Consider the following 22289-nt stretch of genomic DNA (forward strand, 5'->3'; position numbering starts at 1 on the left):
AAAACTTTTAAAGCGGCGTTGAAACCAACATATTTCCTTTTTGATCGCTCATGAAATGAACGGGCCGGAAAACCGAAAATTATAAAACGAGAAGGTCTTTTTATCGAAACCGGTTTTCAGGATTATTCCTAATCTAGCAATGGCGACCAGGCCGGATCGGATGCACCATTGGGAGTTGGCAATACGCGTTCGTTACGTCCGGTTATATCAATCGTATAGAGCTTTGGCTGCTGCCCCTGATTTTGCCGGAAGAACATGATAACGCGGCCATTTGGTGCCCATGTCGGACCTTCATTATGGAAACCGGAAGTCAACAAGCGTTCACCCTGCCCGTCGGGCTTCATAACACCGATTGAAAATTGCCCCTGCGACTGCTTGGTGAAAGCAATGTAATCACCGCGAGGCGACCAGACCGGTGTTGAATAGCTGCCATCTCCGAATGAGATGCGGTGCTGGTTGCTGCCATCGGTATTCATGACATAGATTTGCGGTTTGCCACCGCGATCGGATTCAAAAACAATCTGTGTGCCATCGGGCGAATAGGACGCCGATGTATCAATGGCCGGTGTTGTTGTAAGCCGTGTTGTCGAACGCGAACGCAAATCCATAGTGTAAAGATTGGCGCTGCCATTATCCTGTAAAAGGCTCATAATCACCTTTTGACCATCCGGTGAAAAACGCGGTGCAATGGTCATATTCGGGAAAGTACCGACAAGTTCGCGCTGACCTGTTTCGATTTGTTGCAAATAAACCTTCGGGACATTGTTACCGGCATAAGCCATATAGGTAATTTCCTGACGGCTGGGCGAAAAACGCGGTGTTAAAACGAGTTCACGTCCATTCGAGATATAAGTGAGGTTTGCTCCGTCCTGATCCATAATAGCGAGACGTTTGACACGTGCATTTGCTGCACCTGTTTCATCAACAAATACAATGCGCGTATCGAAATAACCCTTTTCACCGGTCATTTTCGTATAAATAGCATCGGCGATAATATGGGCAACGCGACGCCAGGTTTGCGGTGTTGCATAGAACTGGCGGCCTTCAAGCTGTTTGCCGCCATAAACATCCCATAGACGGAATTCTACACGCAAACGCCCGTCAGCTTCTTTTGTGACACGGCCGGTTACCAGACCTTGTGCGTTGATTTGCTGCCAATCGGGAAACCGTGGTTGTACATCCGGATTGGAAATACGTTCAAGAAATGACGATTTGTCAATTGGTTTGAAAAGCCCTGAACGTTCAAGATCGGCGGTCACCACCGACGAAATCTGTACGCCCATCTGGTCACCGGCAATAAAATCGGTAACTGCAATAGGTATCGGATTGAAATCGGCCGACGAGACAGTTCCTTTCAATTGCGCATAAGCGGTTTGCCAGCTTAAAAATGGCAAAACCATTGACAAAAAAACAAAAATATAAAGGCGCTTATTTTTCTTAATCATCGAAGAAACCATTTTCTTTCCGTTGCCTTAAAGCATTCCACTTTACGTCTTTTTTGTATCGGAATCGTAAAAATTCCGGATATCCATTCCAATTGCATGAACAGCTTTTCAATCATGACAAGACTTGTTTGAAAAACCGGTTCCAAGCCATTTCACATCAGATCCTTCCCGACCTTGCCAATACCTTCAAAACATTTTCGAGCAACGTCTTGTTTTCTGCCGCTATCATCATTGCCATGAGACAATTTTGCCAAGCCGGAAACCGGATATGCAATCGAAAACAATACGAACATCGAAAACTGTTTTCCGCCATTATGACGAAATTATCTCATCAACACCATTGGCGAATAGTAAAGTCGGTTATCACTCCTAAAATTGTTTACTTTGTTTAATCCCGTCACAAAAATTCATCGCCACAATCAGAACGAGTTGAACGGGTCGATTTTCAAATCAAATCCCTGACCCCATTTGTCATACTGGTCACGTGGCAAATCCTCGAACGGCTGACAGGCAAATATGGCCGCGCGTGTCTGGTTAATCAGCAAGTCCACTTTATTGGGGTTACCACTCATTCCGGTAATGATCGGTTCACCGACAACTTTACCCTCGATGCTCAAATTGAACTTGGCTTCGGCTACCGGATTTTCTCCCGCGACCCCGCCACCAAGGGCAGCCAATTTCAAGTTTTTGGTGATACAGCTTGTTGCCGCATTAACGAGTGTCTGTCCAACATCCTGACCATTGCCGATATTTTTCTTGGCACCAAAACCGGCCGGCCCCTGCGAACGGGCAGCACCACCGCCGGATGTGCGCGTTTTATCAATCAAGGCCTTTTCGTTCATTGCCAGAATATCATCGACACTTTCACCTTTGGCTTTTACAGCAGGCTTTGGTTCTGCCGGTTTCGGTTTTGCTGTCGGCAAAGGTGCTTTTTCCGGTAAATTCGGGAAAGGATCCTTCTTCGGCTCGCTAGCTGGTTCGGTCGCATCGGCTGATTCTTCCGGTTTCGGCTCGGCCTTATCCGGCTTGGAACTTTCTTCCGGTTTCTGTTCTTCTACCTTCGGTTTTTCTTCAGGTTTCGGAGTATTGTCCGGCTTTGTTTCAGGCGTTTTTGTAGGTGGAACAGGATTCGGATCCGCGTCGGGTGTGCCCGAAGGTGGCGGTGTTGCATCCACATCGCGATCTTTTTCCTTGGGCTTTAATGGCGCTTCATTATCAACCTTGCCATCGCCGACATGCTCGGCATCGGGTTTTTCAACCGGTTTTGTGGTCGGTTTCGGCGCGGCCTTATTCTCTTTGGATGCTGTCAACTCGCCCTTTTGTATCGAAGTCGTTTCAGCAATCGGCACCAGAGAAACCGGCAAAGCTTCGGTTACCTCCGCATTAAAATCGGCAGGCGAGGAAAGGCTGATAAGCCCCCAGGTAAGAATCAGGGCATGTGCCGCTACCGATGTTGCCAGACCTGCTTTCATAATATCAGTTTATCGCCAATTTTACTGTTGTGGCAGACTTGCCAATGCAACATTGGTAAAGCCCGCTTTCTGAATGATTGCAAGAAGGTCAAGAACCTTCTGGTATTCTACTGTTTTTGCCCCGCGAACAAAAATACGTTGTTTGGAAGCATCACCGCCTGATTCTGTAACCGCTTTCAATTTCGCAACAACTTCATCCGGCGTATCATAATATTCCTCATTAACGGCAAGCCGTCCCTGATCGTTAATGGAAACCGTCAAAGGTTTTGTTTCGGTATTGACGGGGCCTGCTTGCGTTTTCGGTAAATCAAGTGGCACACCATTAACAAGCAATGGTGCCGAAACCATAAAAATAATCAACAGAACCAGCATCACATCAACGAATGGTGTCACGTTGATTTCGCTCATCAAGCCACGGCGCGGTGCACCGCCACGGCGACCACGCCGTTTTGAACCACCGGAACTTCCTACAGCCATACCCATGACAGAATTCCTTTTAGTAAGACTGGCGAGAAGTCAATTTCTCATCAATTTGACGGGAAAGAATGGCTGAAAATTCGTCAGCAAAGCCTTCAAGACGGCCTGTAATTTTTCCCGCATCTCCCGACAATTTATTGAAAGCAATAACCGCCGGAATAGCCGCAAGAAGGCCAATGGCCGTTGCCAACAAAGCTTCCGCAATACCGGGTGCAACAACCGCAAGAGAGGTATTTTTCGATGCAGCAATTGACTGGAAGGAACTCATAATACCGACAACTGTTCCGAAGAGGCCGATAAACGGCCCTGCCGAGCCGACTGTTGCGAGAAACCCCAAACGTGATTCCATCCTGTCGCTTTCGCGGGCAAGTGCAACATCCATGGCTTTATCAATACGGCTTTGCAACCCCATAGGCGAACGTGCACCCTTTTCGAGCGACTTCTTCCATTCCCGCATAGCCGCCATAAAAATAGCGCCCATGCCGAAAACGCGTCGGTCGTTCAAGCTTCTGTAAAGATCTTCGAGCGATTGACCGGACCAAAAGATCTGCTCGAAACGGTTCATCGCGTGGCGAATGCGACTATAGGTAATCAATTTGTCAATAATGATTGCCCAACTCCAGATAGATGCCAATAGCAAGCCGATCATGACAGCTTTTACAACCCAATTGGCCTGCATGAACAGGCTCCAGATTCCTACTGACGCTGGACTTGCTAATTCTATTCCCGGCATAATGTGTTAATCCCTGAATCCAAACGCCCGGCATCTTTTACCGGGCGGCCTTTAGCAAAACTCTTCAATTCCTGTCTAAACGCCCGAAGCATGTTTTCAAATTCTATTAGCAATGCTTCACGACATTTCTATGACGTTCAAATTTGGTGAAACAAAGGCCAAAACGCAAAGATTACGGCGCTTATGCTTCTCGTTTATAGATAGCCAAAGATGGTTAATTTTTAGTAATTTTTTCTCGCTTGCTACAAAGTCGATCGCCATAAAATGGATGATCTCTGCTTTGCCTGTTTTCCTTTCCCGATTATCTAAAAAACAGCCAAAAAAGCATTGCAAAGCGTGCTGAAATAATTAGTAAAAATATATTCAAACATCATATTCAATTTTTGAAACAATAGATATTTTATGATGACTTATTTTATTTCTATTTTTCTTTCATCAATTATATTTTTAAATTTTCTATAATAATAAATTCCGGATTTTACCAATTTTTACCCGAACATATGAAATATAATGTTTCCCGTTGATATTTTAAAACAGGTCATGATGACTTCCGTCATTTTGTAAACTTGGGTAGATGCTATAAAGACAACCCGCAATTTACAAAAATTGCGGGTGCTTAAAAAAATAAAATTCAGAAATTCAATAATTCTTCAATCGTGATAAACACGTAACAATGTGATAGGCACAGAGTCTATATACACAAGCAACTTCACCTATAAGAGAAAGCTCTTTTACTTGTCGTCGCTATCGTTTGTTTCGCTGTTATCACTTTTGAGCGAAGAAAGCTTGGCGAAAACCTTGTCGGCGTCCAGTTCTTCGTCTTTCTTATCGTTAATTTCAAGGTTTTCGGTTGCCGATGCCGGTAGCAATGTGCCATCTTCTGGCATTGCAGCAGGACGGTTTTTGGCTGCTTTTTCTACTTCTATATCGAGTTCGATTTGCGAGCAAAGTCCCAGTGTTACCGGATCCATTGGTGTCAAATTTGCCGAATTCCAGTGCGTACGATTGCGAATTTGTTCGATTGTCGACTTTGTTGTGCCGATCAAACGGGCAATCTGTGCATCTTTCAATTCGGAATGATTGCGTACCAGCCACAAAATCGCATTCGGACGATCCTGACGCTTTGAAAGCGGTGTATAGCGCGGCCCTTTGCGCTTGTTTTCCGGAAGGCGAACTTTGGGTTCGGAAATTTTCAGGCGGTAATCATTATTCTTTTCACCGCGTTCGATTTCATCGCGCGTCAATTGACCGGTAATGATGGGATCAAGCCCTTTGATGCCTTGTGCTGATTCTCCATCGGCAATCGCTTTGACTTCCAATGGATGCAATTTGCAAAAAGCGGCGATCTGGTCAAAAGAAAGCGCCGTATTATCAACCAGCCAGACGGCTGTAGCTTTGGGCATCAATAGTTGTGTTGCCATAACATTATCCTCTCGTTCGCCCGCTCCGGTGAGGCGGGACGTGGAATAGACCACATTTTCCGGGAATTCGCCAAGCCTTATAAACCGAATTTTATAAAACGACAAGACATGAGGTGAAACTCGCAAGCCCCTTAGTCAATTTCGAGAATTATTTTGCCTATATGGGCGCTTGATTCCATGCGTTCATGAGCCTTTGCTGCCTCTTCAAGCGGAAAAACCTTATCAATAACCGGCTGAATTTTACCTGTTTCAAGAAGCGGCCAGACCTTTTCCTTTAATTGGGCGGCGATGGCGGCTTTGAAGACAGTATCGCGTGCCCGCAAGGTCGAGCCGGTATGAATAAGCCGTTTTACATAAATATAGTTGAGGTTGACTGTTGCCATAGAGCCGGACAAATTGGCAATCTGGACAATACGTCCATCAGGTGCAGCGATTTTGTAATTCTTGTTGGTATAATCTCCCCCGACCATATCAAGGATTACATTGACACCTTTTTTACCGGTAAATTCCTGAGCCTTGCTGACAAAGTCCTCTGTTCGGTAATTGATTGCAAGATCGGCTCCAAGTTTCAAACAAGCTTCGCATTTTTCTGCTGTTCCTGCTGTAGCAAGTACCTTGGCACCGAAAGCTTTTGCCAATTGGATAGCTGTCGTGCCAATGCCGGAAGTACCGCCATGAACAAGGAAAACTTCCCCCGATTTCAAATGCCCACGATCAAAAACATTGCTCCAAACGGTGAAGAAAGTTTCAGGAAGCGCCGCCGCTTTGATAAAATCATAGCCTTCCGGAACAGGCAAAGCATTATCGGCAGCAACTGTCGCATATTCGGCATAACCACCACCGGCGATCAGCGCCGTGACTTTGTCGCCAATGTTCCATTGTTTGACTGCAACACCAAGTTTGACAATTTCACCGGCAACCTCCAACCCCGGTAGTGGCGAAGCGCCTTCCGGCGGCGGATAACTTCCTTGTCTTTGAAAAACATCAGGGCGGTTCACACCGGCTGCACGGACACGCACAAGAATTTCATTATCTTTAATATCCGGAACATCGACTTCGACAAGTTTGAGGACTTCAGGCCCGCCCTTACCGGCAATTTCAATAGCCCGCATTGTCTTTTCAGAAAAAGTCATTGTGTTCCCTTTCATCGAATTTCTTGTGTTTTCTACCAAATTTTCCGGCATTGACCTTGCAAATATTTTTCTCCCCCCCAAAAAAAAGACAATTCCGTTTGCAAGACAATTCCGTTTAAACGAATTTCCCTCAAAAATAGCTGTTCTTTCGGGGCAATCACCCGATGCTTGTGATCCCTTTGCCGATCCGGTCTTTCAATAGTTTACGTTTTTCACATCAAACATTTGAATTGTTGAAACGCGTTTTTACAAAAATTCGCTCTTCTTTTTCGCTCGTCTCTGTCACACACCGGTTTCTTTTCTGTCACACACCGGTTATTGCCGGAAAAACAGACCCGCCATTTTCGCGAAAACCACTTCTTTGACAAAGGTCAAATAGCGTTCAACATCGCGCTTCCATCATAGTTCAAGTAAATTTTATTCAGACCACTTATTCTTGTCGGGGGCTTGTTCGGAACTTCTTTGTGTCCGGTTCGGGACACAATCATTTCTTGTTCGGGGCACGATAATTCGCGCCCCGTTTAAAAAAAGCAAATGCCAGCGTTTAAAGATTCTTCAGCTTTTCAATTTCATCTTTGAGTGCAAGCTTTTTCCGCTTGAGTTCATTGATCGACAAATCGTCAGCCGAAGGTGAAGCCATAGCTTTGTCAATTTCCGTTTCAAGCTCCTGGTGTTTACGTTCCAAAGATGCCAGATGTGCTTCAGTTGCCATACCATGCTCCTTATTTACGGTATTAACTTTGTATTTTATGCAAAGCCTGTTTCAATTATTATGAAATAGCTTGGCGTTGAAAAATAACTTGGCATCTTTAAGATTAATTGTCGACTTCAAAATCGAATAATACAGAATTTGACAATTAAACATTTCCGCAATTTTTCTTTCGTGATATAGGCAAAAAATTAATGATGGGCTTTAAAGACCGACTGATAAACAAGCTCCATGCCATATAAGCACGATTGCAAAAATAGGACGGCCAGAGAATGTCAGAACAGGAACAGGTTGATGTCAAATTGGCCGTTGCCAAGCTGAAGCAGGAACATGCTGATTATGATGCAGCAATTGACGCTATGATAAAAGCTGGCTGTGACCAGTTACAAATCCAGCGGATGAAAAAAAAGAAGCTGGCAATCAAAGACCAGTTACAGAAACTTGAAGATCGTATTATTCCCGACATCATCGCCTGATATAAAGGGGCAGGAAAAATTATGGGCACAGAAACACATGATGTTGCCATTATTATGGGCAGCCAATCCGATTGGGAAACAATGCGCCATGCTGCCGAAACGCTAAAAAGTCTCGGCATCGGTTATGAAGCAAGAATCGTTTCGGCTCACCGCACGCCTGATCGCTTGTACGATTTTGCCAAAGGCGCCAAAAAAGCCGGTTTCAAGATTATTATTGCCGGTGCCGGAGGTGCTGCCCATTTGCCGGGAATGACCGCTGCCATGACCAGTCTTCCGGTATTCGGTGTTCCTGTCCAGTCACGCGCATTATCGGGACAGGATTCGCTTCTTTCCATTGTACAAATGCCGGCAGGTGTACCGGTCGGAACACTTGCGATCGGCAAAGCCGGTGCCATTAATGCGGCACTTCTTGCCGCCGCTGTCCTTGCCCTTTCAGACAAGGCTCTCGCAGAGCGGCTTGATGAATGGCGCACCAACCAGACTGCCGGTGTTTCGGAATTTCCGGCCGACGAGGTAAAAAATGAAAAGTCTTGAACCAGGAGATACAATCGGCATCATCGGCGGCGGGCAACTTGCTCGCATGATGGCAAGTGCTGCGGCACGGCTCGGATTTCATACAATTATTCTTGAGCCGACGCCGGATTGTCCGGCAGCACAGACGGCCAATCGACAAATCGTGGCAAATTACGACGATGAAAAAGCCTTGGATGAACTCGCCAATTTATCCGATGTGATCACTTATGAATTCGAGAATGTTCCGGCTCGCGCCGTTGACCGGCTTGCCAAAAAAGCAACTGTTTTGCCAAAGCCCGCAGCACTCGAAGTTTCGCAGGATCGTTTTACCGAAAAGAAATTTTTGAACGACAGCGGAATAAAAACCGCTCCGTGGTTTCTTGTCGACAATCGTCAAATGCTGATTGCCGGTCTTGGCAATGTTGACGGCAAAGGCATTCTGAAGTCACGCCGATTCGGTTATGATGGCAAGGGACAGGTACGGCTTGATAATCCGAATGAAGAAGAAATCGACAAAGCGCTTGCCGATATTGGCAATGTGCCTGCCATTCTTGAAGGATTTGTTCCGTTCAAAAAAGAAATATCGGTTATTGCCGCACGTGCCTTTAAAGGCCGTGTGGCTTTTTATGATTGCCCTGAAAATGTTCACCGCGATGGAATTTTAAGGACATCCACCGTTCCGGCTGCAATTGACAAGAAAACCGCTGAAACTGCGCAAAAAGCTGCGGAAACGATTCTTCATGAACTCGATTATATCGGCGTGATCGGGGTCGAATTTTTTGTTCTGGAAGACGGCTCGGTTCTAGCCAATGAATTGGCACCGCGCGTTCATAATTCCGGCCACTGGACAGAGGCTGCCTGCCTTATCTCGCAATTCGAGCAGCATATACGTGCAATCACCGGTCTTCCTTTGGGCAAAACAACGCGGCATAGCAATTGTGTAATGGAAAATCTGATCGGCGAGGATGTGAAACGTCTGCCCGATCTATTGGCTGAACCGCAAACTTTCATCGACCTTTATGGAAAAGCGGAGTTGAGAGCGGGAAGAAAAATGGGGCACATTATAAGGCTGACCGGTCGACCTTGATAACAGAAAAAAGGCAGGGATAAACATCTTCATTGCCTCATTCCTGATAGAATTTGCCAACAGAAACACTATTTTTACGTGATTTGCAGTTGACAAACCCTCTATCGTCAGGCTATTTGACCGACGAAATTCAAGCCCGATTACGGGACTAAACCTTTTACCCGGCGACGGGTTATACAAACGGTGATTGAAATGAAAATTAAAAATTCGCTCAGAGCGCTCAAGGGTCGTCACCGCGACAACCGCATGGTTCGCCGCAAGGGTCGTATATACATCATCAATAAGACCAACCCGCGTTTCAAAGCCCGTCAGGGTTGATTATTCGATATATGATTTAAAAAGGCTCCGTTTCGGAGCCTTTTTTATTTTCCCCGGATTTTTCCGGCATTGCTTCGGTTCGTTCATCCATATAAGATCGCCAACAAGATATGTTGCAGTTTTGAATAACAAAATCATGTGTCACAGGCGACAGGTGACAAAGAAAAACGACAGTGGCAGAGGAAATAATGTTGAAGAGATTGAAAATTCATTTTTTCATTATGTCGCTATCTATTGTAATGGCGGTGTCGCCTGCGACAGTTTTTTCCCAAGGTTTGCCGGAACTTCCACCACAAGAAGATCCTGATTCTCCGCCATTATCTCCTGAAGATATGATTCCGGAAAAACCTTCACCGGATGAAGCATTGCCCGATCTTGGAAAAGACCGGAATGCATTACAAAAAAAACAGGCTGAAATCGACCGTTTGCTCGCTGTTTTGAAACGAACACCCGATTACAAGGAAGCGGGAAAAATAAGCCGCCAGATTCAAGGCCTGTGGGCGCAATCGGGGAGCGATACGATTGATCTTCTCATGCAATGGGCGGAAGACGCAATCAACGAGCAAGATTATGCCATGGCGCTCGATTTTCTTGATAATGTGGTCGCTTTGCAACCTGATTATGCCGAAGGTTGGGCGCGTCGTGCGGCCGTTCATGTGCAATTGAATGACCTGAAACTTGCAATGAGCGATCTGAAACGTTCCCTTGAGCTGGAACCCAGAAATTATAATGCCCTGTTTCTTGTCGGGTCGATTCTGGAAATGACAGGGCGCAATAAGCTTGCGCTACACGCCTATGAAGATGCGTTGAAAATTTATCCACAAATGCAACGCGCCCAAAAACATGTTGCCGATATTCTGGAAGAACAGACAGGGCAAGCCATCTGACTTTCAGCCAAATTGCACCAGTTCCGGATGCGGTAAAAATTACTTTTCAAAAACTACTTTGCAGACTGGTAACAGGCGGTGACTTGACCTATATTGGCGAAGGCGTTCTGCTCTTCTCGACAGGAATAACTGCATCCCCGGGGCCTTATTGATCTCTAAGGGAGCTGTCCCTGATTAGGCTCGTGGGCCTTTTCATATGGCGCCCACCTACGTTGTAGGTTTCCCGGGATCAAATACATTCCACCGGTTGCTGCGGATCGCCACTTTCTCTCTCCAAATTGTGTGGCATAAACGAAAATCTTTCCACACCTATAAGCCACCGCCCGTTTCAATTTATAGCTGCACTCCTCTTCCTGCTTCAAATTTATCTCTTCAAATCAACCCATCACCATCTTCAAATTGTTTCGATCAATGTTGCGGGTTCGGCCTTTCCCCTGTTTTCTTGCCGATTTTCTTGCCGATGCGTGATGATTGAAGAAATCATGGTGTTTATCGACGCGATTGACCGGTTTCCACCATTCTCTTGGCAATATTTTATAAAACAGCTTTGAAAAAACCGGATGATCGTCCATTATCGCGCATGAGTGAACCGGATTTTAACACTAAATCGCAGAGCAGCTTTTAAGAAATAAACAGAAGTGGAAAACGTTTCTCGCAATATGACCAACAACAAAAACACGCTTCGACGGGAAGCACTGGCAAAACGCGACCGGATACCGGAAAAACAACGTGTTGTCATTTCACAAAAACTCGTCGAGGAGCTTCAAAAGCTGCTCGCCATTTTGAAAGGCAAAACGGTTGCAGGGTTCTGGCCGATCAAAAGCGAAATCGACCCGCGCCCTCTCATGTCAGCGTTGAAAAAACATGGCTTTAAACTGGCTTTGCCCGCCATTATCAATAAAACAAAAATGGTTTTCAGAATTTTTGAAGATGAGGGAAAACTCGTTGATATGGGTTTTGGCACAGTGGGGCCATCTGAAGACGCGCAAATTGTTGCGCCGGAAACACTTCTCGTTCCGCTTTCGGCTTTCGATAGCAAAGGAAACAGGATCGGTTATGGCGCCGGTTACTATGATCGGGCAATTGCAAGCATGAGAGAAAACGGGCATAACCCGTTATTGATCGGACTTGCTTTCGATTGTCAGGAAGTTCCATCAATACCGGCAGAGCCACACGATCAAAAATTGGCAATGATACTGACCGAAAGCGGTTTGAGGTCTTTTTAAAATATGTTTAGAGCAAAATTATGAGATTTTTATTTTTAGGTGACATGGTTGGCAAATCCGGCCGCACAGCAGTGTTCCAGAAGCTTCCCGGCCTGATATCGGGTCTCAAGCTCGACTTTGTTGTCGTTAACGGTGAAAATGCAGCTTCCGGCTTCGGCATTACCGAAAAAATCTATAATGAAACACTGGAAGCCGGTGCAAATGTTGTAACCACCGGCAACCATGCGTTCGACCAGAAAGAAACTCTGACTTTTGCCGATCATGCCGACCGGTTTTTAAGACCTGCAAATTTTCCAAAAGGGACGGCGGGCAAAGGTTCGGGTGTCTATATTGCAAAAAACGGTGCGCGTGTGCTTGTTGCCAATGTTATGGGGCGGGTATTTATGCATCCTGATCTTGACGATCCGTTCGAGGCAGCCGAACGCATTGTGGGAGAATGTCCGCTCGGCGAGCAGGCCGATGCCGTGATTTTTGATTTCCATGCCGAAGCCACAAGCGAAAAACAATGTTTTGGCCATTTTCTTGATGGTCGCGCCAGTGTGGTGGTGGGCACTCATACCCATGTTCCGACAGCCGATTATCAGATTTTCAGTGGCGGCACTGCGTTTATGTCGGATGCCGGTATGTGTGGCGATTATGATTCGTCACTTGGCATGGATAAAGAAGAACCGCTCAACCGTTTTGTTACAAAAATATCGCGTGGTCGCTATGAACCGGCGAGCGGGCCTGCAACCATTTGTGGACTTGCAGTTGAAATTTCCGACCGCACAGGACTTGCAGAAAAAGTATCTGCCTTGCGTCTTGGACCGCGATTGGAAGAATGCTTGCCGGATTTTTGGTGAAAGACGGGCAACTCTTTACCTTTTCACTCGTTTTCCGTATAAGGCGCTCATTCAGATTTTATTAGAACATTGTCCGACAGGAAACTTCGATCATTCCAAGGCTCGCTGTCGGTGAAAACCGAAAGGTGATCTATGTCAGGCCATTCACAGTTTAAGAATATTATGCATCGCAAAGGTCGTCAGGATGCGATGCGCTCGAAGATGTTTTCCAAACTCGCCCGCGAAATAACCGTTGCGGCCAAGCTTGGTGTGCCGGATCCTGCGATGAATGCCCGTTTACGCTTGGCTGTGCAGAATGCAAGAGCCCAGTCCATGCCGAAAGACAATATCGAACGGGCGATTAAAAAGGCTGCCGGTAATGATGGCGAAAATTATGAAGAAGTCCGCTACGAGGGTTACGGCCCGGCTGGTGTCGCTGTTATTGTTGAAGCTTTGACAGATAACCGCAACCGTACCGCCTCCAATGTTCGTGCCGCTTTCACCAAAGCAGGTGGTGCATTGGGTGAAACAGGTTCGGTCGGCTTCATGTTCAATCGCGTTGGCGAAATTGTTTATAAACCGGAAGCCGGCGACGCAGACAAAGTTATGGAAGCTGCCATTGAAGCAGGTGCCGATGATGTCCAGTCTGATGAAGATGGTCACGTCATTACTTGCGCTTTTGAAAATGTCGGCGAAGTTTCCAAAGCACTTGAAGCCGCACTCGGTGAAGCCGAATCGGTCAAAGTCGTCTGGAAACCATCAACGACAACGCCGATTGATGAAGAAAAAGCCGAATCGGTTCTTCGTCTGATTTCTACCTTGGAAGAAGATGATGACGTCCAGAACGTCTATGCCAATTTCGAGGTTAGTGACGAAGTCATGGCAAAGCTTGCCGCCGAATAAATTTATTCTTCAAGTTTTTTAAACTGAATTGTTCCGGCTTTCGGGTGTTTTTTAAACCTCCCGAAAGCCGGTTTTTTATCGGAGTGCCGGATTTATCTTCCCGTCTGTGGGATTTGTCTCCTGTTCAAAAGCCGGTTGCTTGTTAAAAAAACAGCCTGTTTTTCAAGAGCGGCCTTTGACTTCATGATTGTTAGAATTTTTCTCCACCTTCATCTTCTTGCCTGCCGTGGCAACCAAGTCTTTCGATAACCGTTCCAGAGGTAGAGTTGGAAAATATCGTGCATTTGAGAACCATTGCGATATTTTTAAACAATAAAAAACCCGCCGGATTGGCGGGTTTTAAAAGGAAATAGAAACTTATTAAAGGCCGAGATTGCCAAAACGGTTTTTGAACTTGGAAACGCGACCACCGCGGTCAACGAGGGTTTGTGAACCACCAGTCCAAGCCGGATGTGTTCTCGGATCAATATCAAGATTCATGGTGTCACCTTCTTTGCCCCAAGTGGAGCGGGTGAAATACTCGGTGCCATCTGTCATCACAACCTTGATGGTGTGGTAATCGGGATGAATATCAGCTTTCATGACGCGAACTTCCTGCTTCTAACGGGAACGAACAGTCACATGGTGTATTTTCATGATGCCATCCGTTCATCAATTTGATAAACAAAGCCCGGACTTCACCGGACTTTGATAAAAATCTGGTGTTGCCTATACAACAGCACGAACGATAGCACAAGGGCACAATAGAATATGGATAAGAAGAACAGCATGGAAAATAGCGAAAAAAGACTATCTGCCCCGAAAAAACATAGCTTGCGTCCCTTATCAGCACTGCAACCTTATGTATTCCGCTATAAAAAACTTGCCTTTTCGGCTGCTGTTTCTTTGATTGTTGCTGCCCTTGTCATGTTGGCACTTCCCATTGCAATCCGCCGTATGCTCGATCATGGCTTTAGTTTAAGCAACGGTACAATGATAAATTCCTATTTTGCGGTGCTGTTTCTGCTTGCTGCAATTCTGGCTCTTGCTTCAGCCGGACGTTATTATTCGGTAATTACTCTGGGTGAACATGTGGTGGCCGATCTCCGGCGGGATGTTTTTTCCCATATAATCAACTTGTCACCGGAATTTTTCGACAAAGCCCGTTCCGGTGAAATTATCTCGCGCTTGTCTGCCGATACAACACAGGTGAAATCTGCTGTCGGTGCTACAGCTTCGGTTTTCTTGCGCAATATTATCATGGCCGTTGGTGCTGTTATCATGATGATTGTAACCAGTCCGAAACTGTCGGCTATGGTGCTTGTGGCAATTCCCATTGTTGTTATTCCGCTCATTGTTTTCGGCCGCAAAGTGAGAAAGAGAACCCGCCTCGCACAAGACCGTCTTGCCGATGCGACAGCACTTGCTTCCGAACAGGTGAGCGCTATCCGCACTATTCAGGCTTTTACGGCTGAACAAAATGTCAATAAACGGTTTTCCCAATTGATCGAAAGGGCTTTCCAATCGGCACGTGGCTCCATTCTGTCGCGCGCATTTTTAACCGCCTTTGCCATTTTTCTTGTTTTTGGAAGTGTTGTAGCGGTGTTGTGGATTGGCTCGAACGATGTCTTGAATAAAACCATGACGGCCGGAACATTGGGGCAATTCGTTCTTTATGCGGTTTTTGGTGCCAGTGCATTCGGCCAATTATCGGAAGTTGGTGCAGAGCTCGCACAGGCAACAGGGGCTGCCGAAAGACTTGCCGAACTGCTTGTTGAAAAAACTGCAATTACTGTTCCCGCAAGTCCGTTGAAACTGCCGGAACCGGCACGGGGTGCAATCAACTTCAATCATGTCGATTTTGCCTATCCGACCAGAAAATCGCAAGCTGTCTTGCACAATTTGACATTTTCGATCAAAGCCGGAGAGACGGTTGCTTTTGTAGGCCCGTCCGGCGGTGGCAAAAGCACAATTTTCTCATTGATCTTGCGCTTTTATGACCCTGATAGTGGCAATCTTACTTTTGATGGTACGGAAATTTCCAAAGTCAAGCTTGAGGATTTACGCTCGCGCATTGCCTATGTCCCGCAGGATGTCGCCATTTTTGATGGGACTTTGCGGGAAAATATCGCTTTCGGTAATCCTTTAGCCGATAATAAAGCTATTGAAGAAGCAGCCGAGGCTGCCCATGCACTCGACTTCATTCATAATTTGAAAGACGGTTTTGAAACAGAAGTCGGCGAGCGCGGCATTACCCTTTCAGGCGGACAAAAGCAACGCATAGCCATTGCCCGCGCAATTTTGCGCAATGCTCCGCTTCTTTTGCTTGACGAGGCAACATCCGCACTTGATGCGGAAAACGAGATGCTTGTACAAAGAGCACTTGAAGGATTAATGAAAAATCGCACAACTCTGGTTATCGCCCACCGTTTGGCAACAGTTTTGAAAGCCGACAGAATTGTTGTTCTTGATAAAGGTGCTATTGTCGAAGAAGGCACACATGACGAACTGGTTGCGCAAAACGGCCTTTATGCGCGCTTGGCAAAACTCCAATTCTCGCATTGAAGACAATACGGCAAAAGAACATACAGGAATTAAAAAACAGGCCAGACTATGGTTCAAATTCGTGTTAGCCCGAAAATTGACGGCGTTTCAGGTTGGTTTGCCACATCGCCCGATCATGGAATAACAATTGGCAAAAGCTTTGAAGACGATAAAGACTTTGATTTTGTAATTATCGGAGCGGGCTTTATCGGCCTTTCTTTGGCTCATCGTTTGGCCGAACGGCAACCTGATGCCAAGATTGCGGTCATTGATGCACTTAAAGTTGGCGAAGGCACTTCGGGGCGGAATGCCGGCTTTATCATTGATGTCCCGCACAATGTGGACGGCGGCAAAACAACCCCCGATCATGACCGGCGGCTTTATGCATTGAATAAATTTGCCATAAAGCGTTTGCGTGATTTCAAAGACCATTATGCTATTTCCTGTGACTGGCAGGAAAGCGGTAAATATATGGCCGCCCGCGAAACAAATAACCTCGGCAATCTGAACCATTTTGCCGCACAACTCAAAAATGACGGGTTTGATTATCAGGATTTTGCCGGAGACGATTTAGCGAAACGATTGGGAACTAGCTATTATCAACGGGCAATCTATACAAAGGGCAATGTCCTTGTTAACCCTGCCGCACTTATCCGTGGTATTGCCAAAGCCTTGCCACCTTCTGTCAGCCTTTTTGAACAAACGCCCGTTACAGAAATCACTTATGGTTCAAAGCATGTGATTAGAACCGCCTGCGGGCTTATTACGGCAAAATTTATCTTCGAGGCAGGCAATATCTTCAACAGTGAATTCGGCTATGAAAAGCACCGTCTTGCGCCCGTTTATACTTATGCCAGCCTGACAAAACCGCTTGAGGCTAGCGATGTCGAAAAATATTTTTCCAATGTAAAACCTTGGGGCATTACCTCGGCTCATCCGGCAGGCACAACAGTGCGCTATACACCCGACCACCGCATCTTTATTCGTAATATATTGCGTTTTGCACCAACATTGACGACTTCAAAAGATGATCTCGACTTTGCCTTGACCCATCATAGGCGTTCGTTCGAGAACCGTTTTCCTATGCTCTCCCATATTCCGTTCGAATTCACATGGGGCGGAATGATTGCCGTTACGCTCAACCAGAATTATGTTTTCCATAAACCTGCCGAAAACATCATGGTTTTGAATGGCTGTAACGGCGTTGGCGTGGCAAAAGGCACATATCTCGGATTTTATGCGGCCGATTTTATTTCTGGTGATAATAATGAAGAAATCCGCTTCATTCGCGAAAACAGCCATCCGAGCTTTATTGTTCCCGATCCAATACGTTCGCTTGTTGCCCGCTACCGGTTGAAAAAAGAGCAAGCCGCCGCTGGCGGTGATTTATGAGGTGAACGTAACTCAAACGAAACACATATGTGCACACTTTAGCTTAAAAAAAATTCCCGCTTTTTTTTAAAGCGGGAATGGAATTTGATCGAATTTTTTTAACAAAGCTTAGCCCTTAGATGGGCTTTTTGATCGTCTTCATCAGTGCTTTATGAATAAGCTCGTTTCCGGCAACAATATTCTTTTTCCCGAAGATATTCTGCCCGCCATCTTTATCACTGACAAAGCCACCGGCTTCCCGAACCATCAAAAGGCCGGCCGCCATATCCCATGGCTGTAGATTATCTTCCCAAAAACCGTCAAGACGACCGGCTGCGACATAAGCAAGATCAACTGCTGCCGCACCCATACGCCGGATACCTGCCACTTCGGCCATCACATTGCGCAGTTCGACAAGATATTCGCCGTGATGACCACGACCAAGATGGGGAATGCCTGTTCCGATAACGCAATCTTCAAGCTTGCGGCGATTGGCAACCCGCATGCGTCTGTCATTGAGAAACACGCCACCACCACGCTCGGCAGTGAAGAGTTCATCCATTGCGGGATTATAAATCACACCGGCAACAATCTGTCCCTGACGCTCCAATGCAATCGAAACGCCGAAAAAAGGTATGCCGTGAAGAAAATTGGTTGTTCCGTCAAGCGGGTCGACAATAAAACGATGTTGCGTGTCGCTGCCGTTGATCTCGCCCGATTCTTCCATGAGAAAACAATAATCCGGACGCGCTTTCAAAAGCTCTGTCCGGACAATATCTTCTGCGCGTCGATCGGCCTGACTGACATAATCGGCAGGCCCTTTCAAAGACACTTGAAGATTTTGTACCTCACCATAGTCACGGGCAAGCGACCGCCCCGCTTTCATTGCCGCTTGTACCATGACATTCATTATCGCTGAACGCGCCATCAAACCAATCCTTAATCTGCACGACGCAGATAAATAAGCTCGTTTGTATCCACAACCACTTTCTCGCCTGCCGAAATAAACGGCGGCACGAGAATGCGGATGCCATTTTCCAGAACGGCCGGCTTATAGGAAGAAGCAGCCGTCTGCCCCTTAACAACCGGATCCGCTTCGGTAATCGTCAATGTGACCTGATCGGGCAAATCAATACCGATCGGCTTTTCTTCATAAAGTTCAACCGTGACCTTCATGCCATCCTGAAGGAAAGCTGCACGTTCGCCAACAAAATCTTTCTGTAATTCAAGCTGCTCGAAAGTTTCTGAATCCATGAAAACGAGTGCGTCACCCTGCTCGTAAAGAAACGTATAGTCCTTTTGCTCAAGTCTTACTTTTTCAACAGTTTCAGCAGCGCGGAAACGTTCGTTCAATTTTGTTCCATCAAGCAGATTCTTCAATTCAACCTGATTGAAGGCACCGCCTTTACCCGGTTTGACGGCATTGCATTTGACTGCAACCCAAAGGCTGCCATTATGTTCAATCACATTGCCAGGGCGAATTTCATTGCCATTAATCTTCATAGTTTTCATCCGACATTAGATTATTATGGAATAAGGACATTAGAATATGCCCTCAATTAACGTGTTCAAGACCATAAAAATAGTCTTTAAGCAAGGGGCGCGGCCTCAATTTTAAGGACACGCCTGAACTTTAAAGTGTTGGCATAAGCTGTTCTGCTTTTTGGCGGGCTGTTGCCAATTGCTCATCCGACATGCCTTCCAACATAGTTTCAAGATCCGGAGCTTCCATTTTAGCCTGTTTGGCTACCATATACCAAGCTGCCGCTTTTACAATATCCCCCTCGGTTCCGATGCCATCGCGATAAAGCCTCGCAAGATTGATCTGTGCCGGTGCAATCATCTTGCTTGCATCCATTAAGAGCAAATTGAATGCACCTTCGTAATCTTGCGGACCACCGCGTCCTTCAACCATCCATTTGGCCAATGTAATTTGCGCAGGAACGTGATCTTTTGCCGAAGCTGCTTCCAGCAATTTGCGTGCATTATTATCATCACGCGGGCGTTTCGGTGTTCCTCTTGCCAGAATTTGGCTTGCTGCGAAAGCCGAGTCGGGATCACCGAGCGAAGCCCCTTTCAGAAAATAACCGAGGCTCGTTTCGAGCGCATCATCGCTTTCAGATTTGTTCAACAATAATTGGCCGTAATAGAAATAGGCTTCCGGTACACCTGCATCAACCGCGCGTTTGATATAGTCCTCGCCCATTGACGGGTCTTTGGGCACATAAGTACCGTTAAAAAGCAAAAGCCCGTAACGCAACTCTGCCTGCGGGTCGCCTTGTTTGGCTGCTCTTCCGAACCATAAGGCTGCCCGTGCCCCGTCAATTGCAACGGCATAGCCTTCCATATACATCCGCCCCAGAAGTGTTTGAGCGGTGGCATCACCTTCTTCGCCTCTTCTCAAGGCTTCAAGAAACGCCGTCTTATAATTTCCCGCAATATAATTATCATAGGCTTTGTCATATTGACCGGCTTTCAGATAATCTTCCCCTGTCTGTTTGGGTAAAACGGGTTTGGCTCCTTTATCGGAACGTGCTTCCTGAGCTTCAGCGAATTGGAAACCGGCCAAAGACGCCAATAAAACAAGCCCAAGGAGTTTGCTTGCGAATAACTTCATTCGACAAGCTCCCCGTCGAAACCGCCACTTTCTTCAATCAGGCGGGTAATCTCGCTTACAATATGCTGCGGATTGTCATGGCCGAAAACCATTTCTTCCACTGCAATAAATTCGGCTTTTGTCGCAAGAACTTCGGGAAAAGTGGCGATGTCGGAACCGGCCTGGACAATAGCCGGAATTTCCATGACTTCCGCCCACCAGGATGAAAGCGCGATGTTACGCGGATGGGGAGCCGGTTTTTTATCGGCACCGAGTTTGCCGAACATCAGATAATCAGGCTCACATTCACCGCTTGTCATGGCCGTGTGCTTGTCGCGCAAATTGCCAAAGCCGACAATCATCGAATTGTGCCGGCGATCAAGGAGGGCACGGAGTTCTTCAACCTTGCCTTCAAGATGGACGCCGTCAGCATGAATGCGTCCGGCAATCCGGCTGTCATTGGCGACAAGAAAAGCAACAGATTTTGCCTCTATTCCATCAACCAGAAGTTCCGCCTGTTGCTGCAAAAATGTAGCGTCATTTTGCGAATCATAAACAATGAGACTGGCAAAATCGCCATGATCGAGAATATCCATGAGAATATCCGCTTTTATATTGCGGCGCGTGTCAAGTGTCATCACAAGTCTTGGATATAGGCGATTTGTATCTTTACTCATGGCAATATCGTTTAGGTCTATAAAAAGGACGAATTAGGGCGAATCTAACATTTTCGTCCTAACCATTTCTTACAATGATTTCACTCTGGAAAGAAATGTGATTGTGCTTTTCTTAATTTGGACTCCAATTTGGTTTCAAATCGGATAATGACGCAGAAACAATTTTTCTTTGATGAGTGAAATGGCCAGCAGAAATTTCAATTCTTTGACGCAAGTGACAACGTCCAAAAGGGATACCCGCATTGATGTTTTTCGGGCGTTAGCGTTGTTGACGATTTTCATAAACCATGTACCCGGTACAATCTATGAATGGTTCACCCATAAACATTTCGGCTTCTCTGATTCTGCCGAAGCCTTTGTTCTGATTTCCGGAATTTCGGTCGGCCTTGCTTATGGCAGCAAATTTTTTGGCCAAAATCGCCTTATCATCTCGTTAAAGCTTCTGCGTCGGTCGGCAACGCTCTATTCCGCCCATATTCTGACAACTCTGGTCAGTCTTTCCATTTTTGTCAGTGCTGCTACATTTTTTCACCGGCCGGAATTTCTGAATGTCAATAATATCCCGACCTTGCTGAAAGATCCCGCACAATCATTGCTGGGGCTTGTAACGCTTGGTCACCAGCTCGGTTATAACAATATCCTGTCGCTTTATCTTGTTTTGATTCTTGCGACACCCTTTATGCTCTATCTTGCCAATAAATCACTCAAATTATTGGTTATTTTGTCGGTTGCAATCTACATCATTGGCGGATTTTACGGCATTGCACCGCATAATTACCCGACAAAAGGCGTATGGTTTCTGAATCCGCTTTCATGGCAATTATTATTTGTTATCGGCCTTTCGGTGACACTTTATGTCAAAAGGGGTGGATGTCTCCCCTGTCACCCTTTTTTGTTGGCAAGTGCACTAGCCTACCTTGTCATTTCCTGTTTATGGGTACGCCTTGGCTGGTGGTGGATTAATCCGACAATGGGGCTTCCCGCGACGCTTACCGGTTTCAATAAAACTTTTCTTTCTCTGCCGCGGCTTTTCCATATTCTGGCTCTTGCCTATCTTATTGTTTCAATTCGTCCATTAAACCGGATCGCAAAAGTGGATGCCAACCATCCTCTTGCCATCCTCGGCAAGCATAGCCTTGCGGTTTTTGTGACGGGCACAGTTCTTGCCATGGCAGGGCAGGTTTTGAAGGTCGTCAATCCGGGCGGTCTTTATTATGATACACTCTTGTTGACGACCGGCATTGTTATTCAATTTGCAGTTGCCTACTATTTTGAATGGGTAAAAATCGCCACAAAAGAACTTGAAGCCGGTGTTAAAACCTATAACCGCCCGATTGCCCCGGCAATAGAGACAAAGAAGGTCGCAACAGGCGATATTGCCGACCAAGGCTGGCAGAAAGCCTGAAACAGGATCAAGCCTTATAAAAACTGTTTGGCAGAATTGACATTCGTGCTGTCAAAGAACCGGATAACGCTTTCACAGGGTGAAGTTCGGGAAATA

The 22289-nt window shown here is 46.2% G+C and carries 25 protein-coding genes and 1 other RNA gene; 12 read left to right on the forward strand and 14 right to left on the reverse strand.

Annotated features, from left to right (window positions below; genetic code table 11):
* Nucleotides 1-128: 128 nt before the first annotated feature.
* The 8 genes from tolB to BBC0122_RS11630 all read right to left on the reverse strand — a co-directional run bounded on the left by tolB (nt 129) and on the right by BBC0122_RS11630 (nt 7393).
* Nucleotides 129-1400: a Tol-Pal system beta propeller repeat protein TolB gene (gene tolB, locus BBC0122_RS11595; protein WP_225868198.1), complete on the reverse strand. Its 1272-nt coding sequence runs from the start codon at nt 1398-1400 to the stop codon at nt 129-131.
* A 197-nt stretch (nt 1401-1597) separates the two neighbouring features.
* Nucleotides 1598-1738: a hypothetical protein gene (locus tag BBC0122_RS13075; RefSeq protein ID WP_188318050.1), complete on the reverse strand. Its 141-nt coding sequence runs from the start codon at nt 1736-1738 to the stop codon at nt 1598-1600.
* A gap of 126 nt (nt 1739-1864) precedes the next feature.
* Nucleotides 1865-2917, reverse strand: coding sequence for a hypothetical protein (locus tag BBC0122_RS11600; RefSeq protein ID WP_077993967.1), 1053 nt, complete (start codon nt 2915-2917; stop codon nt 1865-1867).
* A 21-nt stretch (nt 2918-2938) separates the two neighbouring features.
* A complete protein-coding gene (gene tolR / locus BBC0122_RS11605) occupies nt 2939-3400 on the reverse strand; it encodes a protein TolR (protein WP_077972976.1) in 462 nt (153 codons plus the stop codon).
* A 13-nt stretch (nt 3401-3413) separates the two neighbouring features.
* Nucleotides 3414-4127 carry a protein TolQ gene (gene tolQ / locus BBC0122_RS11610; protein WP_077993971.1) on the reverse strand — a complete coding sequence of 238 codons (714 nt, stop codon included), beginning with the start codon at nt 4125-4127 and terminating at the stop codon, nt 3414-3416.
* 731 nt (nt 4128-4858) lie between these two features.
* Nucleotides 4859-5548 carry a DUF1013 domain-containing protein gene (locus BBC0122_RS11615; protein WP_077993973.1) on the reverse strand — a complete coding sequence of 230 codons (690 nt, stop codon included), beginning with the start codon at nt 5546-5548 and terminating at the stop codon, nt 4859-4861.
* Nucleotides 5549-5679: 131 nt separating this feature from the next.
* Nucleotides 5680-6681, reverse strand: coding sequence for an NAD(P)H-quinone oxidoreductase (locus tag BBC0122_RS11620; protein WP_225868119.1), 1002 nt, complete (start codon nt 6679-6681; stop codon nt 5680-5682).
* A 544-nt stretch (nt 6682-7225) separates the two neighbouring features.
* A complete protein-coding gene (locus BBC0122_RS11630; protein ID WP_077993977.1) occupies nt 7226-7393 on the reverse strand; it encodes a YdcH family protein in 168 nt (55 codons plus the stop codon).
* A gap of 269 nt (nt 7394-7662) precedes the next feature.
* Between BBC0122_RS11630 and BBC0122_RS11635 the strand changes: the two genes are divergently transcribed.
* The 6 genes from BBC0122_RS11635 to ssrS all read left to right on the forward strand — a co-directional run bounded on the left by BBC0122_RS11635 (nt 7663) and on the right by ssrS (nt 10934).
* Nucleotides 7663-7866, forward strand: a complete 204-nt coding sequence (locus BBC0122_RS11635; protein ID WP_077993980.1) for a YdcH family protein — start codon at nt 7663-7665, stop codon at nt 7864-7866.
* 21 nt (nt 7867-7887) lie between these two features.
* Nucleotides 7888-8400, forward strand: a complete 513-nt coding sequence (gene purE / locus BBC0122_RS11640; RefSeq protein ID WP_077993981.1) for a 5-(carboxyamino)imidazole ribonucleotide mutase — start codon at nt 7888-7890, stop codon at nt 8398-8400.
* On the forward strand, nt 8387-9466 hold the full coding sequence (locus BBC0122_RS11645; RefSeq protein ID WP_077993983.1) for a 5-(carboxyamino)imidazole ribonucleotide synthase: 1080 nt from the start codon (nt 8387-8389) through the stop codon (nt 9464-9466). The genes purE and BBC0122_RS11645 overlap by 14 nt, the downstream gene beginning before the upstream one ends.
* A gap of 192 nt (nt 9467-9658) precedes the next feature.
* A complete protein-coding gene (gene ykgO, locus BBC0122_RS11650; protein ID WP_075869311.1) occupies nt 9659-9784 on the forward strand; it encodes a type B 50S ribosomal protein L36 in 126 nt (41 codons plus the stop codon).
* Nucleotides 9785-9957: 173 nt separating this feature from the next.
* Nucleotides 9958-10671, forward strand: a complete 714-nt coding sequence (locus BBC0122_RS11655) for a tetratricopeptide repeat protein (RefSeq protein WP_225868120.1) — start codon at nt 9958-9960, stop codon at nt 10669-10671.
* Nucleotides 10672-10772: 101 nt separating this feature from the next.
* Nucleotides 10773-10934, forward strand: a non-coding RNA gene (gene ssrS / locus BBC0122_RS11660) — 6S RNA.
* Nucleotides 10935-11048: 114 nt separating this feature from the next.
* On the opposite strand, the gene BBC0122_RS11665 is transcribed toward ssrS, so the two are convergent.
* A complete protein-coding gene (locus BBC0122_RS11665; protein ID WP_077993987.1) occupies nt 11049-11243 on the reverse strand; it encodes a hypothetical protein in 195 nt (64 codons plus the stop codon).
* A gap of 66 nt (nt 11244-11309) precedes the next feature.
* On the opposite strand from BBC0122_RS11665, the gene BBC0122_RS11670 reads away from it, so the two are divergent.
* The 3 genes from BBC0122_RS11670 (at nt 11310) to BBC0122_RS11680 (ending at nt 13621) form a co-directional block, all read left to right on the forward strand.
* On the forward strand, nt 11310-11897 hold the full coding sequence (locus BBC0122_RS11670; RefSeq protein WP_335617815.1) for a 5-formyltetrahydrofolate cyclo-ligase: 588 nt from the start codon (nt 11310-11312) through the stop codon (nt 11895-11897).
* Between the two features lie 20 nt (nt 11898-11917).
* Complete coding sequence (locus BBC0122_RS11675; RefSeq protein WP_077993991.1) at nt 11918-12739, forward strand: TIGR00282 family metallophosphoesterase; 822 nt, start codon at nt 11918-11920, stop codon at nt 12737-12739.
* Nucleotides 12740-12871: 132 nt separating this feature from the next.
* Nucleotides 12872-13621, forward strand: a complete 750-nt coding sequence (locus BBC0122_RS11680; protein ID WP_077993993.1) for a YebC/PmpR family DNA-binding transcriptional regulator — start codon at nt 12872-12874, stop codon at nt 13619-13621.
* 360 nt (nt 13622-13981) lie between these two features.
* Here the strand turns inward: BBC0122_RS11680 and rpmE are convergent, their stop codons facing one another.
* Nucleotides 13982-14203, reverse strand: a complete 222-nt coding sequence (rpmE, locus tag BBC0122_RS11685; protein WP_075869314.1) for a 50S ribosomal protein L31 — start codon at nt 14201-14203, stop codon at nt 13982-13984.
* A 168-nt stretch (nt 14204-14371) separates the two neighbouring features.
* Here rpmE and BBC0122_RS11690 point away from each other — a divergent pair, with 168 nt between their 5' ends.
* Together BBC0122_RS11690 and BBC0122_RS11695 are read left to right on the forward strand one after the other, a co-directional pair.
* Nucleotides 14372-16165, forward strand: coding sequence for an ABC transporter transmembrane domain-containing protein (locus BBC0122_RS11690; protein WP_077993995.1), 1794 nt, complete (start codon nt 14372-14374; stop codon nt 16163-16165).
* A gap of 48 nt (nt 16166-16213) precedes the next feature.
* Complete coding sequence (locus BBC0122_RS11695; protein WP_077993996.1) at nt 16214-17536, forward strand: NAD(P)/FAD-dependent oxidoreductase; 1323 nt, start codon at nt 16214-16216, stop codon at nt 17534-17536.
* 115 nt (nt 17537-17651) lie between these two features.
* Here the strand turns inward: BBC0122_RS11695 and BBC0122_RS11700 are convergent, their stop codons facing one another.
* From BBC0122_RS11700 to BBC0122_RS11715, 4 genes are all read right to left on the reverse strand, one after another.
* Nucleotides 17652-18443 carry an inositol monophosphatase family protein gene (locus BBC0122_RS11700; protein ID WP_077973022.1) on the reverse strand — a complete coding sequence of 264 codons (792 nt, stop codon included), beginning with the start codon at nt 18441-18443 and terminating at the stop codon, nt 17652-17654.
* 11 nt (nt 18444-18454) lie between these two features.
* Nucleotides 18455-19018, reverse strand: a complete 564-nt coding sequence (gene efp, locus BBC0122_RS11705; RefSeq protein WP_077993998.1) for an elongation factor P — start codon at nt 19016-19018, stop codon at nt 18455-18457.
* 130 nt (nt 19019-19148) lie between these two features.
* Nucleotides 19149-20132, reverse strand: a complete 984-nt coding sequence (locus tag BBC0122_RS11710; RefSeq protein ID WP_077993999.1) for a tetratricopeptide repeat protein — start codon at nt 20130-20132, stop codon at nt 19149-19151.
* Nucleotides 20129-20788 carry a thiamine phosphate synthase gene (locus BBC0122_RS11715; protein ID WP_077994001.1) on the reverse strand — a complete coding sequence of 220 codons (660 nt, stop codon included), beginning with the start codon at nt 20786-20788 and terminating at the stop codon, nt 20129-20131. Before BBC0122_RS11715 ends, BBC0122_RS11710 begins: the two co-directional genes overlap by 4 nt.
* Before the next feature lie 181 nt (nt 20789-20969).
* Between BBC0122_RS11715 and BBC0122_RS11720 the strand changes: the two genes are divergently transcribed.
* Nucleotides 20970-22193 (forward strand): OpgC family protein, encoded by a 1224-nt coding sequence (locus BBC0122_RS11720; protein ID WP_077994695.1) that lies wholly within the window; start codon nt 20970-20972, stop codon nt 22191-22193.
* The last annotated feature ends 96 nt before the right edge of the window (nt 22194-22289 follow it).

Source organism: Ditibartonella choladocola, assembly GCF_002007565.1.
GTDB classification, from domain to species: Bacteria; Pseudomonadota; Alphaproteobacteria; order Rhizobiales; family Rhizobiaceae; genus Bartonella; species Bartonella choladocola.

Coding starts and splice junctions, on each gene's coding strand:
- tolB (WP_225868198.1), bottom strand. CDS start 1,400: ATGGTTTTGCCATTTTTAAGCTGGCAAACCGCTTATGCGCAATTGAAA.
- BBC0122_RS13075 (WP_188318050.1), bottom strand. CDS start 1,738: ATGTTCGTATTGTTTTCGATTGCATATCCGGTTTCCGGCTTGGCAAAA.
- BBC0122_RS11600 (WP_077993967.1), bottom strand. CDS start 2,917: ATGAAAGCAGGTCTGGCAACATCGGTAGCGGCACATGCCCTGATTCTT.
- tolR (WP_077972976.1), bottom strand. CDS start 3,400: ATGGGTATGGCTGTAGGAAGTTCCGGTGGTTCAAAACGGCGTGGTCGC.
- tolQ (WP_077993971.1), bottom strand. CDS start 4,127: ATGCCGGGAATAGAATTAGCAAGTCCAGCGTCAGTAGGAATCTGGAGC.
- BBC0122_RS11615 (WP_077993973.1), bottom strand. CDS start 5,548: ATGGCAACACAACTATTGATGCCCAAAGCTACAGCCGTCTGGCTGGTT.
- BBC0122_RS11620 (WP_225868119.1), bottom strand. CDS start 6,681: ATGACTTTTTCTGAAAAGACAATGCGGGCTATTGAAATTGCCGGTAAG.
- BBC0122_RS11630 (WP_077993977.1), bottom strand. CDS start 7,393: ATGGCAACTGAAGCACATCTGGCATCTTTGGAACGTAAACACCAGGAG.
- BBC0122_RS11635 (WP_077993980.1), top strand. CDS start 7,663: ATGTCAGAACAGGAACAGGTTGATGTCAAATTGGCCGTTGCCAAGCTG.
- purE (WP_077993981.1), top strand. CDS start 7,888: ATGGGCACAGAAACACATGATGTTGCCATTATTATGGGCAGCCAATCC.
- BBC0122_RS11645 (WP_077993983.1), top strand. CDS start 8,387: ATGAAAAGTCTTGAACCAGGAGATACAATCGGCATCATCGGCGGCGGG.
- ykgO (WP_075869311.1), top strand. CDS start 9,659: ATGAAAATTAAAAATTCGCTCAGAGCGCTCAAGGGTCGTCACCGCGAC.
- BBC0122_RS11665 (WP_077993987.1), bottom strand. CDS start 11,243: ATGGACGATCATCCGGTTTTTTCAAAGCTGTTTTATAAAATATTGCCA.
- BBC0122_RS11675 (WP_077993991.1), top strand. CDS start 11,918: ATGAGATTTTTATTTTTAGGTGACATGGTTGGCAAATCCGGCCGCACA.
- BBC0122_RS11680 (WP_077993993.1), top strand. CDS start 12,872: ATGTCAGGCCATTCACAGTTTAAGAATATTATGCATCGCAAAGGTCGT.
- rpmE (WP_075869314.1), bottom strand. CDS start 14,203: ATGAAAGCTGATATTCATCCCGATTACCACACCATCAAGGTTGTGATG.
- BBC0122_RS11690 (WP_077993995.1), top strand. CDS start 14,372: ATGGATAAGAAGAACAGCATGGAAAATAGCGAAAAAAGACTATCTGCC.
- BBC0122_RS11695 (WP_077993996.1), top strand. CDS start 16,214: ATGGTTCAAATTCGTGTTAGCCCGAAAATTGACGGCGTTTCAGGTTGG.
- BBC0122_RS11700 (WP_077973022.1), bottom strand. CDS start 18,443: ATGGCGCGTTCAGCGATAATGAATGTCATGGTACAAGCGGCAATGAAA.
- efp (WP_077993998.1), bottom strand. CDS start 19,018: ATGAAGATTAATGGCAATGAAATTCGCCCTGGCAATGTGATTGAACAT.
- BBC0122_RS11710 (WP_077993999.1), bottom strand. CDS start 20,132: ATGAAGTTATTCGCAAGCAAACTCCTTGGGCTTGTTTTATTGGCGTCT.
- BBC0122_RS11715 (WP_077994001.1), bottom strand. CDS start 20,788: ATGAGTAAAGATACAAATCGCCTATATCCAAGACTTGTGATGACACTT.
- BBC0122_RS11720 (WP_077994695.1), top strand. CDS start 20,970: ATGGCCAGCAGAAATTTCAATTCTTTGACGCAAGTGACAACGTCCAAA.